Genomic DNA, 17,848 nt, shown 5'->3' on the forward strand with positions numbered 1-17,848 from the left:
AATCGCCCCACCGGCGTACCATAGGCGGCCAGACTGACATACTGGCTTGACCCGGAGAATCACCATGGCCCTAGACCAAGAATCCTTTGCCCTGCTGCGCGCCTCGGTGCAGCGCTTCATCGACGAACGCCTGAAGCCCGCCGAAGACACGCTGGAGGAAACTGACGACGTGCCCGCCGACATCGTCGCCGACATGAAGGAGATGGGGCTGTTCGGCATCTCCATCCCCGAGAACTACGGCGGCATCGGCCTGTCGATGTCGCAGGAATGCGATGTGGTGTACGACCTCGGCCATACCGCGTTCGCCTTCCGCTCGGTATTCGGCACCAACGTCGGCATCGGTTCGCAGGGCATCCTGATGGATGGCACCGAGGAACAGAAGCAGCAATACCTGCCGCGCATCGCCAGCGGCGAGATGATCATCTCGTTCGCGCTGACCGAGCCCAACGCCGGCTCCGATGCGGCCTCGCTGCAGACCCGAGCGGAGCTGGACGGCGACCACTACGTCATCAACGGCACCAAGCGCTTCATCACCAACGCGCCGCGCGCGGGCGCCTTCACGCTGATGGCGCGCACCGGTGGCCCGGGCGCCGGCGGCATCTCGTCCTTCATCGTGCCGGCCGACACCCCGGGCATCTCGCTGGGCAAGCCCGACAAGAAGATGGGCCAGCGCGGCACCAAGACCTGCGACGTGGTGCTCGAGAACGTGCGCGTGCCGGCCGCCAACATCATCGGCGGCGTGCCGGGGGTGGGCTTCAAGACCGCCATGAAGGTGCTCGACCGCGGCCGCCTGCACCTGTCGGCGCTGGCCTGCGGCATGGCGCACCGGCTCATCACCGACGCCGTGGCGTATGCCAAGGAGCGCAAGCAGTTCGGCCGCCCGATCGGCGACTTCCAGCTGATCCAGGCGATGCTGGCCGACAGCCAGGCCGAACTCTACGCGGGCCTGTCGATGGTGCGCGACTGTGCCCAGCGCTACGACGCCAAGCCCGCCGGCAAGAGCGATCCGGAAGTCAGCGTGCTGGCCTCCTGCACCAAGATGTTCTGTACCGAGATGGTGGGCCGCGTCGCCGACCGTGCGGTGCAGATCCACGGCGGCGCGGGCTATATCGCCGAGTACAAGGCCGAGCGCTTCTACCGCGATGTGCGCCTGCTGCGCCTGTACGAGGGCACTACGCAGATCCAACAGATGATCATCGCCAAGCACCTGCTGCGCGACTGACCCCCAACGGCCCGCGTGGCAGGAGCGACATGGACACGATGCAATACCGCGGGCGCGACGGTGCGCCGCAGGCAGGACATGATGACGGCGCGCCGCACCGGCTGCGCGCGGTGGTGGCGACGTATCGCCCCACGCTGCAGGCGTACACGCTGGCGGTGTCGCCGGCCGAGCTGATCGCGCTCTGCGCGCTGCCGGCCCAGCTGGCGGCCGGCGTCGGCGCCACCCCCGACCCGCGCGTGCAGGCCCACCTGGCGCGGCTGCGCACTGAGGTGCAGGGCAGCGGCATCGCCTTGCCCGGCGCCATCGTGGTGGCGGTCAGCGGCGGTAGCATGCAGTGCGAGTGCGACCACCTGTTTACGCTCACGCTGCAGCCGCGCCGTGGCGACCGGCTGATCGTGATCGACGGCTACGAGCGGCTGCTGGCGCTGGCGCATGGCGAGCGCCGCCAGTGCAAGACGCTGGTGTCGGCGGTGCTGTGGCGCACCGCGCTGGAGAGCGCCGCGGCGGCGCCGGCAGACGATGCCGCCAACGCGCTCATCGACGCGCCGGTGGCGCAGTCATCCGCGGCGCGCTGGGCCAGCGCGACGCGGGTCTGGCATTGATCGCGACGACCGGCGCAACGTAACGAAAGCCGCCTGCAGGGCGGCTTTTTCATTGTTCTGGTGAAACAGGCGCGCGCAGGCCGCTTATTGCGGCCACACGCCATCGACCTCGCGCAGCAGGTGGCCGGCGAGAATATAGTCCCCGAGCCGCGTGGCCTTGGCCTCGAGGTCGAGCAGTTCATGGTCCGCCAGCGTGCCGAGATCGAACTGGCAATAGAGATTGCGTTGACGGAATGTGGCCTTGGGTTTGGCCAGCCCTTCGATCAGGGCTTCGCGGGAACGGACGGCGATGCTTTCTTGTCCGCGGTACTGCACCTTGATACCGCGCTTTTCTCCGAGCCTGCCGAGTTCGACGGCGTCCTGCCATCCGGTCTCGTAGTCCAGCTCAAGCGCCAGCACGCCTTCCGAGGCCAGAAGCCTGAGCGCTTCTGCCTTGCTGCCAGCTCGCACGATTGACATCCACACCTCTTGTATCGACTTATACTGTACGAATATACAGTCAACCCGGGGTCGGGGCAAGGGCCTGGCGCCGCGTTGCCCCGCGCTCGCGGATGGCGCCACCGCCCGGCGAGTATGGTTGCCGATCTATGTCAGGCACATGTCAGAGGCGCGCGGGTGGCGTGTCGCCGCCTTGGTTGTTGCCGGTTCCGTTGTTGCCGGTTCCGCCGCCGCCGTCGTTGCCGCCGGCGCCCGAGCCGGTCGCAGTGCCGGCGGGCGTGCCCGCTGCCTGGCCGGTTGCACCGCCCGGCGCCGCCGCACTGGCGAAGTCGCCCGCATAGGCGCGTGACAGCGTGCCGGGCCGCATGTAGCGGCGGATGGCGGCGTTGACGGCCTCAGGGGTGGCGTCGCGCAGGCGTTGTTCGAGTTCCGCGGTAAAGGCCATGGTGCGGCCCAGGTAGAGCTGGCTGGCCAGCGCGCCGGCCAGCGCGGCGTCGTTGCTGCGGCTGACCATGCCCTGCTGCAGCAGGCCGCTGACGGCCTCGGCCAGTTCCTGCGCGGTAATGCCGTCGCGCACCAGCCGCTCCAGTTCCTCGCTGACGGCGCGCTGCACCCGCGCCAGGCTCTGCGGCGCATATTGCGCGCGCACGCCGAAGCGGCCGGCGCGGTCGAGCGCGCCCACCTGCACCCAGCTGCTGGCGCCATAGCTCATGCCTTCGCGCTGGCGCAGCCGGTCGGCCAGGCGGCTGCGCAGGCTGGCGCCGCCCAGCACGCGGTTGGCAATCATCATCAGCGCATAGTCGGGCGCATCGTTGGTCAGGTCGATCGGCGCGGTGGCCAGATACACGGCGTTGGCCTTGCCGGGCGTGGCCAGCGTGAACTCGGCGGGCGGGATCGGCACGAACGGACGGTCGACGCGCGCATACGGCTGCGGCGCGGTCCAGTCGCCAAACAACGCGGCCGCCTGCGCCGCGGCAGCCGCGCCATCGAAATCGCCAACCAGGCTCAGCTGCGCATGCCCCGTGCCGTAGAAGCGCGCATGGAAGTCGCGCACCTGCGCCAGCGTGGCCGCGCGCAGGTCGGCAATATTCTCGGCGATGGTGCGCGCATGGCGCGGGTCGCCCGCGGGGTAAGGGTCGCCGTGCCGGCCCAGCGCATTGGCGGCCAGCACGCCGGGTTCGCGCTGCACGCTTTCGAGCTCCGCGATGCTGATCTGGCGCAGGGTCTCGAACTCGCCTTCGGGGAAGGTCGGCGCGCGCAACAGGTCGCGCAACAGCGCCAGCAGCTCCGGCAGGTGCGCGCGGCGCGTCTCGAAACTGACCGTCACCTGCTCCGGGCCGCCCGCGATGCCGACGCGCGCGCGCAGCGCCTCGATGCGGTCGGCGATTTGCTGGCGGTCCATGCCGGCGCTGCCGCGGCGGAGCATCGCGGCGGTCAGCGTACCGACCGTGGTCAGCCCCTGCAGGCTTTGCGCGTCGCCCATGCGCAGCACCAGCACGCCGTGCACCACTTCCCCGCGCGCGGGCTTGGGCAGCAGCGCCAGCTGCATGCCGTTGGCGAGCGTCTGGCGCGTGGTATGGGCTTCGATGTTGGCGGGACTGGGATCGAATGCCGCCACCGCTGGCAACGCCGGCCGGCCCTGGTAGCCCTTGACCATGGCCGCGATGTCGGGCACGGCGGGCACCTGCGCGCGCTGCGGCTGTTCGGCCGGCAAGAAGATCCCCACGGTCCGGTTCGAGGCCTGGAAGTAGTTCAGCGCGACGCGCTGCACGTCGGCCAGCGTGGTGGTCTCGATGCGGTCGCGCGCCAGGAAGAACAGGCGCCAGTCGCCCTTGGCGATGGCCTCGGACAGCGCAATCCCCAGTGCGCCGGGGTCATTCATGTACTGCTCGTAGGCGTTGCGCATGCGCACGCGCGCGCGCTCCAGCTCGGCCTCGGTCACGGGCGCCTCGGCAAAGCCCTCGATCTGCGTGATCAGCCCGGCGCGCGCCGCCGCGAGCGGCTGGTCCTTCGACGCCTGCGCCATGAACAGCAGCGCGCCGGGGTCCTTCATCGCATAGAACGCGCTGCCGATCGACGTGGCCTGGCCGCGCTCCACCAGCGCCTTGTACAGCCGCCCGCCGGGGGTGTCGCCCAGGATGATGGTCAGCAGCGACAGCGCGGTGGTGTCGGGGTGCGCGCCGGGGCTGACATGGTATTGCGCGGCCACCAGGCGGGTGTCGCCCGGGCGCATCACCACCAGCTCGCGCGCGCCCTCCTGCGCGGGCTCGACCGTCGGTTCCGGCGGCAGCACGCGCTGCGGGCGCGGAATCGGCCCGAAATAGCGTTGGATGCGCGCCAGCGTGGCGGCGGGATCGAACTTGCCCGCCACCACCAGCACCGCGTTGTCGGGCTGGTAATAGCGGCGGTAGAACGCGCGCAGGTTGTCGAGGCTGACGTTCTCCACGTCGCTGCGCGCACCGATCGGGGCCTTGCCGTAGTTGTGCCAGCGGTAGGCGGCGGCCATGGTCTGCTGCATCAGCATGCGCCCGGGACTGTTTTCGCCCATCTCCATCTCGTTGCGCACCACCGTCATCTCGCTGTCGAGGTCGGCGCGCGCGATCACGCTGTTGACCATGCGGTCGGCCTCCATGCGCAGCGCCCAGTCGAGGTTGTCGTCGCTGGCGGTGAAGGTCTCGAAGTAGTTGGTGCGGTCCTGCGCGGTGGTGCCGTTCACGCTCATGCCGCGCCGCGCGAACTCGGCCGGGATGGCCTTGCCCGGCAGCGACGGCGTGCCCTTGAACAGCAGGTGCTCGAGCAAATGGGCCATGCCGGTCTCGCCGTAGTTTTCGTGGCGGCTGCCGACCAGGTAGGTGATGTTGACGGTGGTGGTGGCCTTGGCGGCATCCGGCGCCAGCACGATGCGCAGGCCGTTGGGCAGGCGGTGTTCGGTAATGCCTTCGACCGACGCCACCTGCATCGCCTGCACCGCGGGCACCGGCGCTGCCGAAGGCTGCGCCAGTGCCGGCGGGCAGGCCAGCGTGGCAAGCAGTGACAGGTGCAGGGCGGTGCGGCGCATGGATTCTCCGATGGCAAGGATAAGAGCAGGGCAACTGTGCCCCAACCCATCCGCGCGCGCCAGAGGGAAATGTCCGAATCCAGCGCGTGCGCGGCGCCATCCGGCGGTAGCATGCCGTCATGAACCTGGATCCCGATACCTGCTACAAGGCCGTGGCCTCGCACGACCGCCGCTTCGACGGCCGCTTCTTCGTGGGCGTGTCGTCGACCGGCGTGTACTGCCGGCCCGTGTGCGCGGTACGCACCCCCAAGCGCGAGAACTGCTCGTTCTATGAAAGCGCCGCGGCGGCGGAAAAGCATGGCTTCCGCCCATGCCTGCGCTGCCGCCCGGAACTGGCGCCGGGGCACGGCCTGGCCGATATTTCCGGCCGCCTGGCGCAGGCCGCCGCGACGCTGATCGACGAAGGCTTCATGGCCGACGGCAGCGTGGCCGCGCTGGCGGCGCGCATCGGCGTGACCGAGCGCCACCTGCGGCGGCTGTTCGACGCGCAGTTCGGCGTGTCGGTGCTGGAGTACGCGCAGACCCAGCGGCTGCTGCTGGCCAAGCGGCTGCTGGCCGATACCGCGCTGCCGGTGACGGAAGTGGCGCTGGCGGCGGGCTTTGGCAGCGTGCGCCGCTTCAACGATGTGCTGAAGACCCGCTACGGCCTGACGCCGCTGGCGCTGCGCCGGCGTGCCGCCGACGGCGTGGCCGACCGGCTGGTGTTCGAGCTCGGCTACCGCCCGCCGTTCGCCTGGGAAGCTTGGCTGCGCTTCCTCGCCACGCGCGCGGTCGACGGCATCGAGGCCATCCGCGACGGCGCCTACCTGCGTACGCTGCGGGTGGACGCCGGCGGCAGCAGCCACCTCGGCTGGGTGCGCATCGAACATGTGCCGCGCCGGCTGGTGCTGCGCGTAACGCTGTCGGCATCGCTCGCGCGTGCGATTCCGCAAGCGCTGGGCAAGGTGCGGCGGCTGTGCGACCTGGGCTGCCGTCCCGACGTGGTGGACCGGCACTTGGGCGAACTGGCCGAAGCCATGCCTGGTGTGCGCCTGCCGGGTTGCGTCGACGGCTTCGAGATCGCGGTGCGGGCTGTGGTGGGGCAGGTGATTTCGGTGGTGCAGGCGCGGCGCATCCTGGCCGCGCTGGCACAGCGCGCGGGACAGGCGCTGGACGGCGCCCCGCCGGATGGCCTGCGTTACACCTTCCCGAACGCCGCCGCGCTGGCGGCATTGCCGGAGCCTGCGCTGCGCGAGGCCGGGGTGTCCCCGGGCAAGGCACGCACGCTGCAGGCCCTGTGCCGCCGCGTCGCCGATGGCACGCTGGTGCTCGACCCCCATGCGGCGCCGGAGCAGGCGGTGGCGGCGCTGCGCGAGATCGACGGCATCGGCGACTGGACCGCGCAGTATGTCGCCATGCGCGCGCTGGGCTGGCCCGATGCCTTCCCCGGCACCGATTATGCGCTGCGCAAGGTGCTGGGCGTCAGCACCGTGCGCGCGATGCACGAACGCACCGCGCAATGGGCGCCGTGGCGGGCCTACGCCGCGATTCACCTGTGGCATCGCTACGAAGCGATGAAGGACACGCCGCCGGCTGCGGCGCAAGCGGAGACCATCCCATGACCAGCTATCGCCATATCGACAGCCCGCTGGGCACCGTGCTGCTGCGTGCGCGCGACGGGCACCTGACCGGCGTCTTCTTCGCGGGGCAGAAGTACCATCCCGCCGGCGTTGCCGACAGCCGCGACGTGCCCGCGGCCGACGCCGCGGTGCTGGACCGTGCCGCCGCCGAGCTGGCCGAGTATTTCGCCGGCCGCCGCGACACCTTCAGCGTGCCGGTGCGCTTTGCCGGCAGCCCGTTCCAGCAGCGCGTGTGGCAGGCGCTGCTGGAGATCCCGTGCGGCACCACCGCCTCGTACGGCGAACTGGCGCGCACGCTCGGCCTGCCGCCGACGCATGCGCGCGCGGTCGGCGGCGCGGTCGGCCGCAACCCGCTGTCAGTGATCGTGCCCTGCCATCGCGTGCTGGGCAGCGCAGGTGCGCTGACCGGATATGCCGGCGGCATCGAGCGCAAGCGGGCGCTGCTGCGGCGCGAGGGCATCGCCGCCATGACGGGCTGAGGCGGCCGCGTAGCGATGGCACGCCTGTTCATCGCGGTGGAGGTGCCGCCGGCACAGGCGGCAGGGCTGCTGTCGACGCTGCCTGCCGCGCCCGGCGTGCGCGCCGCGAGCCCCGCGCAGGTCCACCTGACCCTGCACTTCCTCGGCGAAGGCCTGGGCGAGGCGGCACAGGCTGCCGACAAGCTTGGCGCCGCGCTCGGGGCGCTGCGTACCCCTGCGTTCACGCTGCGGGCCTACGGCACCGGGCGCTTCCGCAGCGGCCCGGGCTCGGTGCTGTGGGCCGGCCTTGCGCCCGGTGCGGGCCTGGACGCGCTGCGCGCCCTGCACGCCGAGGTGGGGCTGGCCCTGGCGCAGGCCGCCGGCTTCCCGCCGGAGCGGCGGCGCTTCCATCCTCACCTGACCTTGGCCCGCTGCAAGCCGACCGTGCCCGAGAGCGTGCTGCGCGCCTGGCTCGATGCGCACCGCACGCTGGCCAGCGCGCCGTGGCGCGTCGCGCGGCTGGTGTTGTTCGAAAGCCGGCTGGGTCCGCAGGGCCCGCAACACCTGCTGCGCCAGGACTGGGCGCTGGCGCCGCCGGATCCTACGCCAGGTTGCTGAAGCCCAGCGCCACGCCCAGTCCGCACAAGGCCGAGCCGATGGCACGGTCCAGCAGGCGCTGACGCCGCAGCATGGCCGCGCGCAGCGCCGGCGCGGTGAATACCCACGCCACCACGCCGAACCACGCCAGGTGCGCCACCGACATGAATCCGCCATAGGCCCACTGCAGCGGTGCCGGGGTGTGGGCGTCCACCACCTGCGTGTAGGTGCTGACGACGAACAGCGTGGTCTTGGGGTTCAACGCATTGGTCAGGAAACCCATGCGCAGCGCCGCCAGCGGGGCCAGTGCGCGGCCGCCGTGCAGGTCTACCGTCAACGCGTCGCGCTTGCGCAGCGTCTGCAGGCCGATCCAGAACAGATAGACGGCGCCCAGCGCTTTCACCACCGTCAGCACGCCATGCGCGTGCGCCATCAGCAGCGATACCCCGAACATCGTATAGAGCACATGCACCTGCACGCCCAGGGCGATGCCGAGCGCACTGAGCAGGCCGGCGCGGCGGCCGTACAGGTAGCTGTTGCGGGTGACCATGGCGAAGTCGGGGCCGGGACTGATCACGGCCAGCACGGTCACCGTGGCGACCGCCAGGGATTCGGCGAGAGGGGGCATGTTGCGTCAAGGATATGTTGAGTTTTCTGGCCGATCCTCACTCGTGAGGAATCAAAGCGTACCCAATTCTGCGTGCGGCAAGGTGCCCCTACAACCGATATATACTCGCGCAATTCCGTGAGAAAAACTGACCGATGCACTGGCTGGGATGGATCCGATTCTTCGAGGCCGCGGCGCGCCATGAGAGCTTTGCCCGCGCGGCGGAGGAGCTGCACCTGACCCATGGCGCGATCAGCCGGCAGATCCGCCAGCTGGAGGACACGCTCGGCGTGGCGCTGTTCGAGCGGCGCAACCGCGGGGTTTTCCTGACCGAGGCGGGGCGCTCGCTGTTTGCCGCGGCGACGCAGTCAATGCAGGGGCTGGCCGCCGCGGCCGCGCGCATCCGCACGCAGCCGCCGGGCCGGGCGCTGGTGCTGTCGTGCGAGCCGACCATCGCCATGCGCTGGCTGATTCCGCGGCTGCCGGGCTTTGCCGCGCGCCATCCGGATATTCCGCTGCACCTGATGGCGGCGGGCGGGCCGATCGACTTTGCGCGCAGCGGCGCTGACCTGGCACTGCGGCGCAACGACTTCGCCTTCGATGCGCGCTGGCATGCGCGCGAGGTGGTGCAGGAACGCGTGGGCCCGGTGTGCCGGCCCCGGTCGGCCGGGGGCGCAGCGGTGGCGCCGGTGCGGTTGCATACGCGCACGCGGCCCGAAGCCTGGCAGCGCTGGCAGGCGGCGTGCTCCCATGACGCGGGCCGCCTGCGCCTGGAAGGCGACGCCTGGTACGAGCATTTCTATCTGAGCCTGCAGGCCGCGGCGGCGGGCCTGGGCTGGGCCATGGCTTCGCAGTTGATGGCTGCCGACGAGATCGCCGACGGCCGGCTGGCCGCGCCGTTCGGCTTTGCGGCCGACGGCTCGGCCTACCACCTGCTGTCGCCCGCGCCGTTCGAGCACGACACGCGCCGGCTGGCGCTGCTGGCATGGCTGCGCGAATGCGCGCAGGCCACGCTCGCGCCGCCGCCGCAGGCCTGAAAGCCACGCCGGCGCTACCCCCCGGAAGTCTGTCCTCAAGTTCTGCCACAGATTTGCCGAAGTGAGATCATCGGCCTTGCCGGGCTATGGTGCAGGCGCTTAACATGCGGCGCGCGGCCGGCAGGCCGGTGCCGCCGACGGGCTTGGCTGGTCCGCGGCGGTCCAGTGAATGGTCGCTTCCAGTCCCTCCAGAAGTTGCGTGAACCTATGAACCAGCACGACGCCCCCGGGCCAGCCGATCCTGGCGCCGGTCCCGAAGCCGACGCCGAAGGCGATCCGGCGGACGACCGCTATCGCCTGACCCACAACTCGCAGATCGGCACGGTGCTGCGCGACCTGGCGTGGCAGAAGTGCATGCTGAGCGTGCGCACCCGCACCGCGCACCAGTTCGTCACCTCGATCCTGCATGTCGACCCGGTCAACCGCACCTTCGTGTTCGACTGGTGCAACGCCGAGCCCGAACGGATGTCCCTGATGACTTCCGACGAGAACGCATTCTCCGGACTGCTGCGCGGCGTGCCGGTCAATTTCGTGGTGGGCCAGCCGGCGGCCACGCGCTATGAAGACGGTCCCGCCTTTGTCGTCGAGTTTCCGGAAAAGCTCTATCACTTCCAGCGCCGCCGCCATTTCCGCGCACGCACGCTGGTGACCAAGGGCTACCGCTGCGAGATGCCGATGCCGGACAAGACCGTGCTGGGCCTCGATATCGCCGACCTGTCGCTGTCCGGCGTGGGCCTGCGCTCCAAGACCGTCACCGCCGATCACCTGCCGGTCGGCACCACGGTGGCGAAGTGCCGGCTGGACTTCCGCGAGCTGGGCAAGCTGGAGGTGGACATGCAGGTGGTGGGCCACTGGCTGGTGGGCCACGACGACAGCGCCATCCACCACTTCGGCTGCGCCTTCGTCAATCCGGACGGGCGCAGGGAGAACTTCCTGCAGCGGCTGGTGTTCGCACTCGAACTGGCCCACCGCGGCTGAGGCGCCGCCCCGGACCCGGCGCGCGCTCCCAGGCCGGTTTACGCTACATTGCCCGCCAGTTCGCATGACACGGGACGCGCACGGCAATGGTCCACAGCGATCCGGCTCCGGCCGGCGGCAAGCAGTTTTCGGCTGACTACCTCGTCATCGGCGCCGGCATTGCCGGGGCCTCGGTGGCGTACTGGCTGGCGTGCGCGGGCAGCGTGATCGTGCTCGAGCGCGAGGCGCAGCCGGGCTACCACGCCACCGGCCGGTCGGCCGCGCTCTACCTGGAAAGCTACGGCACGCCGCAGGTGCGCGGCCTGACCATGGCCAGCCGCGCCTTCCTCGATGCCCCGCCCGTGGGGTTTGCCGACCATCCCGTGCTGTCGCCGCGCGGCGCCATGATGCTGGCGCGCCCGGGCGAACAGGACCAGCTCGACGCGCACTGGCAGGTGCTGGCCGGGTTGAGGGCACGGGCGCAGCGGCTGGACCGGGCCGGCGCATGCGCGCTGGTGCCGGTGCTGCGGCCAGAACTGGTGCTCGGCGCGGTGCTGGAGCCCGATGCCGCCGACATGGATGTGCATGCCTTGCACCAGGGCTACCTGCGCGGCGTGCGCCATCACGGCGGCATGATCGCCTGCGGCGCCGAGGCCGGGGCGATCGAGCGGCGCGACGGCCTGTGGCACGTCCATGCCGGCGCCGACATCTATCGCGCGCCGGTGCTGGTCAACGCGGCGGGCGCGTGGTGCGACGTGGTCGCGGCGCGCGCGGGGGTGGCGCCGGTGGGACTGCAGCCGTGCCGGCGTTCGGCCTTTGTCTTTGCCCCGCCCGATGGCATCGATGTTTCGCGCTGGCCGATGTTCTACGGCTTCGACGAGACCTGGTACGTCAAGCCCGATGCCGGCATGCTGCTCGGCTCGCCGGCCAACGCCGACCCGGTGCCGCCGCACGACGTGCAGCCCGAGGAGCTGGATATCGCCATGGGCATCCACCAGATCGAGGCCGCTACCACGCTGACGATCCGCCGCCCCGCGCGGACGTGGGCCGGACTGCGCTCGTTCGTCGCCGACGGCGACCTGGTGGGCGGGTTCGATCCGGACACGGAAGGATTCTTCTGGGTGGCCGCGCAAGGCGGCTATGGCATCCAGACCTCGGCGGCAATGGGCGAAGCCTGCGCCGCGCTGGCGCAGGGACGGCCGCTGCCGGCGCATATCGCCGACCACGGCGTGACCGCGGAGATGCTCAGCCCCGCGCGGCTGCGCGCACAGCCGGGCCGGTAAGCCCGGCCGCGGGCTGGCGGCAGGATCAGGAGCCGATCATCCGGCCGATCGCCGCGGCGGCCTCGCGCATCGGTGCCAGCAGCCGCGTGATCATGTCCGCTTCGGAGACACGCGCGGCGCGCACGCTCACGCTCAGCCCCGCCAGCACGATGCCCGAGGCCGAGCGCACCGGCACGGCCATGGCGCGCAGGCCCGGCTCCAGCTCTTCATCGACGATCACATAGTCCACTTCGCGGGCGCGCGCGAAGCAGGCTTCCAGTTCCTGCCGCGAGACCTTGGTCTGCAGCGTGCGCGGGCGCAGCTCGGCATGCTCGAAGAAGCCGTCGAGCACGGTGGCGGGCTGGTGCGCCAGCAACAGCCGGCCGTTGGAGGTGCAGTAGGCGGGCAGGCGACTGCCCATGCCGAGCGAATAGTTCAGCACGCGCTGCACTTCGGAGCGCACCAGGTACAGGATGTCGGTGCCGTCCAGGATTGCCAGCGTGCAGGTCTCATGGATGCGCGCGCTCAGGTTGTCCAGGATCGGCTGCGCCAGCGACACCAGCGAGGTCGAGGAGAAATACGCGTGCCCCAGGTGCAGCACGCGCGGGCGCAGCGCGAACTGCCCGTCCTGCTGGCTGACATAGCCGAGCTGCTCAAGCGTATACAGGCAGCGCCGCACCGACGCGCGCGAGAGCTGGGTGCGCTGTGCCACCTGCGAGATCGTCAGCGGACGCTTGCGCTCGGAGAACGCTTCCAGCACGGTCAGCCCGCGCGCCAGCGACAGCATGAAGTTGGGATCGCCGGCAAAGCTGGCGAGCAGGTCGGCCTGGGGCCGGGCAACGCGGACGGTGTCGGCCTGGGCATGGCCAAGACCGATGGGGCGGAGGACATCCATGGGAGGCTGGGTCGTCTACGGTCGTTCGATAATCGCGCAATGGTAAACCGCTCCGGCGCTGCGGGCCAGCACTGGTTGCATGCTGCGCCGCGTCATCCGCGGCGCGTGGCCAGGGCTTCGGCCGCTTCGAACAACGCCATGCCCGCGAGCATCGCGGCGACAAAGCCCCACGCCTTGGCATAGCCGGCACCCAGCGCAACCAGCGCCGGGCCCGGGCAAAAGCCGGCCAGGCCCCAGCCCACCCCGAAGGCAGCGCTGCCCAGCAGCAGGCGCGGCGTGACCGCTGTCAGCGCCGGCCACTGCATCGGCAGCCCCAGCCACGCGCGCTGGCGCCGGCGCGCCAGCGCAAAAGCCGCCGCGCCGACCAGGATCGCGCCCGCCATGACGAAGGCGAGCGACGGGTCCCAGGCGCCCGCGAGGTCGAGAAAGCCCAGCACCTTGGCCGGGTTGGCCATGCCCGACAGGATCAGCCCGATGCCGAACACCAGTCCGGCCAGCAGTGCCAGCAGCGTGCCCATGGCTCAGCCTCCCAGCACGTGGCGCTGCACCAGCACCGTCAGGAAGCCGGCCGCCATGAAGGTCACGGTGGCCGCCAGCGAACGCACCGAACCGCGCGACAGGCCGCAGACGCCGTGGCCGCTGGTGCAGCCGCCGGCGTAGCGCGTGCCCAGGCCGACCAGCAGCCCGGCCACCAGCACCTCGGTCCAGCCCGCGTCGATGTGCGCCGCGGGCATGGCATCGAACGCGGTGGCCAGCCATGGCGACAGCAGCAGCCCGATGACAAAGGCGGCGCGCCATGCGGTGTCGCCATGCGGCAGCCGCAGCAAGCCGCCGACGATGCCGCTGATGCCGGCAATGCGGCCCAGCCCGAGGATCATCAGCGCCGCCGCGACGCCGATGACAAGCCCGCCGGCGAGCGAAAGCCACGGCGTGAAATTCTGGAAGTCGATCTGCATGAAAAAGGTGCGCGCGGAAGCTGGCGCGGAGGCGGCCGCAAGTGCAGCCCAAGGCAGGGATTATAGGCGCGACCTCGTCGGCCACGGGCCCATAAAAAAGTCGCCGCTGGGGAAGCGGCGACCGGGGAAGGTGTCATTCAAGAGGGGGTCTTGGTGACAGGAAAAAGTATAGACATTTGAATTAAGACATTACATACAACTTTGGTGGGGTACGGCGGGCGCACATTGTTGCCTCGCGTTCAGAACGGCTTGCCGAGGAACAGATAGAAGCTGTACACGCCGGCCGTCGCGCGCCCATAGGCCAGGTACAGCGGCCCGAGCGGGCTGTCCAGCGCCAGGAACAGCGACCCCGACTTGAGCAGCCCGGTAGGGCTGCCGGGTACCAGGGCGTCGCCCACGCGTCCCGCCTCCAGCGAAAAGCCGGCGTAGACACCCTGCAGCAGGGTCTGCCGCGCCAGCTTGTTGTAGTACACCAGCCGTGCAAACTGCAGGTTGCCGCCCATCAGCTGCCCGGTGGCGTAGCCGGATTGCTGCAGGAAGCCGCCCCACTGGAACAGGTCGTAGCGCGGCAGCGGCTTGCCGCCGGGATTGCCGCCGACCTTGAAGGCGAGCGAGAGCGTATGGTCGCCGAACGAATGGGCATAGATGCCGTCGGCCTGCGCCTTGACATAGGACTGGTCGGCGCCCAGCCCGGGTTGCGAGGCATAGATCCGCACCCCGCCCGCATAGCCGAAGCGCGGGAAGTCGACGCTGTCGAGTTGGTCGAAGAAGAGCCGGCCGGTGATGGCCCCGCGCCGGATGCTGCCCGGACCCGGCGCCAGCGACGCGGGGCCGGTGCTCAGGGTGGCATGCTCCGAGCCGGTCTGGACCCCGATCCGCAACTCGCCGTACTTGGTGAACTGGCTGCCGACGTCGAGCGCGAGATCAAAGCGGCGCACGTCGTAGGTGGCGATGCGCGTGCTGCCCTGGAACACATGGACCGGGCGCCGTTCGAGCTCGATGCGCGGCGCGATGAAGAAGAACTGGCGCGTGTCCAGCGGCTGGTAGAACTCGCTGGACAGCGCCGAGGTCTGGCCCACCTGCGCGTCGGTGCGCCATTCCGCGCCCAGCGTATTGAGCCAGGTGCGCCGGTAACTGCCGACCAGGTTGAAGTACGCGTCGCCGCGGAAGTCCGAGCTCAGTCCCAGCCCGAAACGCAGGTAGTCGGGACCCCACGATTTTTCCACCGCATCGACCGTCAGCACGCGCCTGCCGGGCTCTTCCAGGATGCCGTAGTTGACGTGCTCGAAGTCGCCGGTGCCGAACAGGCGGCGCATGTCCTGGTCCAGCGCGGCCTGGTCAATCGGCTCGCCCGGCCGGGTCTGCATCACCGCGGTGGCATAGTCGGGGTTGACGCGATGCAGCGGCGCCAGCCGGATCTCGTCGACGGGACGGGTGTCGGGCGGCTGCACCGCCTGCTGGGCCGCGCGCAGCTCGGCATACTGTGCCGGCGGCAGCGCCAGCGGCGCGAGCCGGTCGGCCACCTTGCGCGCGGCGGCCTCGCCGATCGGGATGGTGGCCGACAGGTGGTCGAAGTCCGTCGCGGAGAAATCGCCCAGCGCGGGCTCGATCAGCACGTCGGTGGGCCGCAGCGAGGCCAGCGACGCGCGCACGTTCTGTTCGGTCAGGATGTTGAGCATCTGCCCGGTCACGCCGATGACCGAGGTCAGCGCCTCGCGCTTCATCAGCGGCGTGCCGAGGTTCACGGCGATGACGATATCAGCGCCCATGCTGCGCGCCACGCCCACCGGCAGGTTGTCGGTCAGCCCGCCGTCGACCAGCAGCCGGCCCTCGTATTCCGCCGGCGCCACCGCGCCCGGCACCGACATGCTGGCGCGCATCACCTTGGCCAGCTCGCCCTGGCTGAACACCACCGGCGTGCCCGCCACCAGGTCCGTCGCCACCGCGCGGTACGGGATCGGCAGGCGGTCGAAGTCGCGAAAGCCAGGAGTCCTGGCCAGCTGGCGCAGCACCGTCTCCAGCTGCACGCCCGAGACCGCGCCCTTGGGCAGCAGCACGCCGCTCGCCTGCAAGCCGATCTCCGGCGTGATCAGGTTGGTGAAGTCGTCCTGCCTGCGCCGCACGGCCAGGTCCTGGCGCGGCGGCCGTTCCTTGAACAGTTTGTTGGTGCTCAGGCCGCCGACCAGCCGCTCCATTTCAGCGGGCCCCATGCCGGTGGCGTAGGCGCCGCCCACCAGCGAGCCCATGCTGGTGCCGGCAATGCAGTCGACCGGGACGCGCATCGCCTCCAGCACCTTGAGCACGCCGATATGCGCGGCGCCGCGCGCGCCGCCGCCCGACAGCACCAGGCAGATGCGCGGGCGGCCCGCCGCGGCAGGCTGCGCATGGGCAGGCACTGCGGGGCTCGCGGCCGCGCTGGCGTCGTGGCCGGGTGGCGGGCGCTCCGCGGCCGTCGCGGCGCCGGCAGCCACCGCGATGGCGGCAAGCAGGCGCTTCGTGCCGGCGTGGCGCGGGCGTTGGTGTGGGGCTGCCTTCATGGCTCGATCGGGGTCGCAGTACGCTGCGTGGCCAGTTGCCGGCGAGGGAAGTCCGGCTATCTTGCGGCAAAACGTGGCGTGCAGGCCCCTGTGCTGGCCGCCCGCCAAAACAATTCAACACGCGGCTCGGAAGCGTTCAGATCGGCATCGGGCGCAGCCGGCTGCGGGGCAGCGGCGCGCGCGCCGGAATATACTGGGGGCTGGTCTGCCATGGCGCCGCGCGCGCGATTTGCAAGTGTCTCAAGTGTCCCCCGTGGTCCCCCTCGCCGGTTCCACGCTTACCCCCGACGATCCCCGCCCGGAGCCGCCGGAGCGGCCCGCCGATAACGAGTGCTGCGGCTCCGGCTGCGATCCCTGCATCTTCGATTACTACTATCAGGAGATGGACCGCTACCGCGAAGCGCTGCGGGCATGGGAAGCGCGCCAGGCCGCGCGCCATGCCGAGGATCCGGCTGCCTGAGTGCCCACCTGAGCGCGCACGTGAGCACCCACCTGAGCACCCACCTGAGCACCCTGACGATGCAGCCATCGCATTCCTCCCCGGCAGCCGGTGCGGCGCTGTTCGATTTCGTGCAGCGCCACCCGCGCCTGTTCGTGCTGACCGGCGCCGGCATCAGCACCGATTCCGGCATTCCCGGCTACCGCGACGCGCGCGGCCAGTGGCAGCGCTCGCCCCCTGTCACGCTGCAGGCCTTTCTCGGCTCGCACGCCGGGCGCCAGCGCTACTGGGCGCGCAGCATGCTCGGCTGGCCGCAGGCGTGGCAGGCGCGGCCCAACCATGCCCACCATGCGCTGGCGCGGCTAGGCGCGCTGGGCCGCATGACGGCGCTGGTGACGCAGAATGTCGACGGCCTGCACCAGCGCGCCGGCAGCCAGGGCGTGATCGAACTGCACGGCAGCCTCGCCAACGCCATCTGCCTGGACTGCGGCGCCAGCCACGACCGCGCCGCCCTGCAGGACTGGCTGGTGTCCCGCAACGCCGCGCTGCGCGACGTGATCGCCCCGCCCGCGGCCGATGGCGACGTGCATTTTGAATCGCCGCTGTTCGCGCAGTTCCAGGTGCCCGATTGCAGCCATTGCGGCGGCATCCTCAAGCCCGACGTGGTCTTCTTTGGCGAATCCGTGCCGCGCACGCGTGTCGACGCCGCCCGCGCGGCGCTGGCCGAAGCGGATGCGATGCTGGTGGTGGGATCGTCGCTGATGGTCTATTCGGGCTACCGCTTCTGTGTCTGGGCCGGCCAGATGGGCAAGCCGGTGGCCGCGCTCAACCTGGGCACCACGCGTGCCGACGCCATGCTGGCGCTGAAGGTCGAGGCCGGCTGCGCGCCGGCGCTGCAGGCACTGGTGTCGCGGCTGACGCAGGACACTGCAGGATCCCGTTGACGCGAGCGCCGTGCAGGCATAGCATCGCCACACCACTTTGATCGACGCCGCTCGGTCTTTCATCAAGGCTTCCGATTTCCACCATGACCGCAGACCGCCAACGCCCCGTCATCGCCGCGCCTCCGGGCCGCGCGTTGCCGTGCCCGCGTCGCCAGCCTGCGTTCACATCTGTCGCGCCGCCGCCGCCGTTCTCCGGCGGCGCACATCCGCCGCCGCCGCG

17 protein-coding genes are annotated in these 17,848 nt (G+C 70.6%); 10 read left to right on the plus strand and 7 right to left on the minus strand.

Annotated features, from left to right (window positions below):
- Positions 1-64 precede the first annotated feature (64 nt).
- A complete protein-coding gene (locus A3AG_RS0112730; RefSeq protein WP_018005769.1) occupies positions 65-1,222 on the plus strand; it encodes an acyl-CoA dehydrogenase family protein in 1,158 nt (385 codons plus the stop codon).
- Positions 1,223-1,251: 29 nt separating this feature from the next.
- Complete coding sequence (locus A3AG_RS0112735; RefSeq protein ID WP_018005770.1) at positions 1,252-1,824, plus strand: hypothetical protein; 573 nt, start codon at positions 1,252-1,254, stop codon at positions 1,822-1,824.
- Positions 1,825-1,908: 84 nt separating this feature from the next.
- On the opposite strand, the gene A3AG_RS0112740 is transcribed toward A3AG_RS0112735, so the two are convergent.
- Together A3AG_RS0112740 and A3AG_RS31630 are read right to left on the minus strand one after the other, a co-directional pair.
- Positions 1,909-2,283: a hypothetical protein gene (locus A3AG_RS0112740; RefSeq protein WP_012357073.1), complete on the minus strand. Its 375-nt coding sequence runs from the start codon at positions 2,281-2,283 to the stop codon at positions 1,909-1,911.
- A 142-nt stretch (positions 2,284-2,425) separates the two neighbouring features.
- Positions 2,426-5,320, minus strand: a complete 2,895-nt coding sequence (locus tag A3AG_RS31630) for a M16 family metallopeptidase (protein WP_181955795.1) — start codon at positions 5,318-5,320, stop codon at positions 2,426-2,428.
- Between the two features lie 119 nt (positions 5,321-5,439).
- On the opposite strand from A3AG_RS31630, the gene A3AG_RS0112750 reads away from it, so the two are divergent.
- The 3 genes from A3AG_RS0112750 to thpR are packed head-to-tail and all read left to right on the plus strand — an operon-like array spanning position 5,440 to position 8,015.
- Positions 5,440-6,921, plus strand: coding sequence for an AlkA N-terminal domain-containing protein (locus tag A3AG_RS0112750; RefSeq protein WP_018005771.1), 1,482 nt, complete (start codon positions 5,440-5,442; stop codon positions 6,919-6,921).
- Positions 6,918-7,418 (plus strand): methylated-DNA--[protein]-cysteine S-methyltransferase, encoded by a 501-nt coding sequence (locus A3AG_RS0112755; protein WP_018005772.1) that lies wholly within the window; start codon positions 6,918-6,920, stop codon positions 7,416-7,418. The genes A3AG_RS0112750 and A3AG_RS0112755 overlap by 4 nt, the downstream gene beginning before the upstream one ends.
- 15 nt (positions 7,419-7,433) lie before the next feature.
- On the plus strand, positions 7,434-8,015 hold the full coding sequence (gene thpR / locus A3AG_RS0112760) for an RNA 2',3'-cyclic phosphodiesterase (protein WP_018005773.1): 582 nt from the start codon (positions 7,434-7,436) through the stop codon (positions 8,013-8,015).
- Here the strand turns inward: thpR and A3AG_RS0112765 are convergent.
- Positions 7,999-8,622, minus strand: coding sequence for a LysE family transporter (locus A3AG_RS0112765; RefSeq protein WP_018005774.1), 624 nt, complete (start codon positions 8,620-8,622; stop codon positions 7,999-8,001). The two genes, thpR and A3AG_RS0112765, sit on opposite strands and share 17 nt — an antisense overlap.
- Positions 8,623-8,756: 134 nt before the next feature.
- Between A3AG_RS0112765 and A3AG_RS0112770 the strand changes: the two genes are divergently transcribed.
- The 3 genes from A3AG_RS0112770 (at position 8,757) to A3AG_RS0112780 (ending at position 11,878) form a co-directional block, all read left to right on the plus strand.
- The gene (locus A3AG_RS0112770; protein ID WP_018005775.1) at positions 8,757-9,638 is read left to right on the plus strand and encodes a LysR family transcriptional regulator; all 882 of its coding nucleotides are present in this window, start codon (positions 8,757-8,759) and stop codon (positions 9,636-9,638) included.
- Positions 9,639-9,845: 207 nt separating this feature from the next.
- A complete protein-coding gene (locus A3AG_RS0112775) occupies positions 9,846-10,616 on the plus strand; it encodes a flagellar brake protein (RefSeq protein WP_026164149.1) in 771 nt (256 codons plus the stop codon).
- A gap of 86 nt (positions 10,617-10,702) precedes the next feature.
- Positions 10,703-11,878, plus strand: a complete 1,176-nt coding sequence (locus tag A3AG_RS0112780; protein ID WP_018005777.1) for an NAD(P)/FAD-dependent oxidoreductase — start codon at positions 10,703-10,705, stop codon at positions 11,876-11,878.
- 25 nt (positions 11,879-11,903) lie between these two features.
- Here A3AG_RS0112780 and A3AG_RS0112785 read toward each other — a convergent pair whose 3' ends face one another.
- The 4 genes from A3AG_RS0112785 to A3AG_RS0112800 all read right to left on the minus strand — a co-directional run bounded on the left by A3AG_RS0112785 (position 11,904) and on the right by A3AG_RS0112800 (position 16,245).
- On the minus strand, positions 11,904-12,752 hold the full coding sequence (locus A3AG_RS0112785; protein WP_018005778.1) for an IclR family transcriptional regulator domain-containing protein: 849 nt from the start codon (positions 12,750-12,752) through the stop codon (positions 11,904-11,906).
- A gap of 92 nt (positions 12,753-12,844) precedes the next feature.
- Entirely contained in the window at positions 12,845-13,270 is a 426-nt protein-coding gene (locus tag A3AG_RS0112790; protein WP_018005779.1) for a DUF6691 family protein, read from the minus strand.
- Positions 13,271-13,273: 3 nt separating this feature from the next.
- A complete protein-coding gene (locus tag A3AG_RS0112795; protein WP_018005780.1) occupies positions 13,274-13,708 on the minus strand; it encodes a YeeE/YedE family protein in 435 nt (144 codons plus the stop codon).
- A 239-nt stretch (positions 13,709-13,947) separates the two neighbouring features.
- A complete protein-coding gene (locus tag A3AG_RS0112800) occupies positions 13,948-16,245 on the minus strand; it encodes a patatin-like phospholipase family protein (protein WP_018005781.1) in 2,298 nt (765 codons plus the stop codon).
- Positions 16,246-16,498: 253 nt separating this feature from the next.
- Here A3AG_RS0112800 and A3AG_RS0112810 point away from each other — a divergent pair, with 253 nt between their 5' ends.
- Both A3AG_RS0112810 and A3AG_RS0112815 read left to right on the plus strand, forming a co-directional pair.
- Entirely contained in the window at positions 16,499-16,705 is a 207-nt protein-coding gene (locus A3AG_RS0112810) for an oxidoreductase-like domain-containing protein (RefSeq protein WP_018005783.1), read from the plus strand.
- A 59-nt stretch (positions 16,706-16,764) separates the two neighbouring features.
- Positions 16,765-17,628: an NAD-dependent protein deacetylase gene (locus A3AG_RS0112815; RefSeq protein ID WP_026164150.1), complete on the plus strand. Its 864-nt coding sequence runs from the start codon at positions 16,765-16,767 to the stop codon at positions 17,626-17,628.
- Positions 17,629-17,848 lie beyond the last annotated feature (220 nt).

Origin of the sequence: Cupriavidus neocaledonicus (assembly GCF_000372525.1) — a bacterium.
GTDB classification, from domain to species: Bacteria; Pseudomonadota; Gammaproteobacteria; order Burkholderiales; family Burkholderiaceae; genus Cupriavidus; species Cupriavidus neocaledonicus.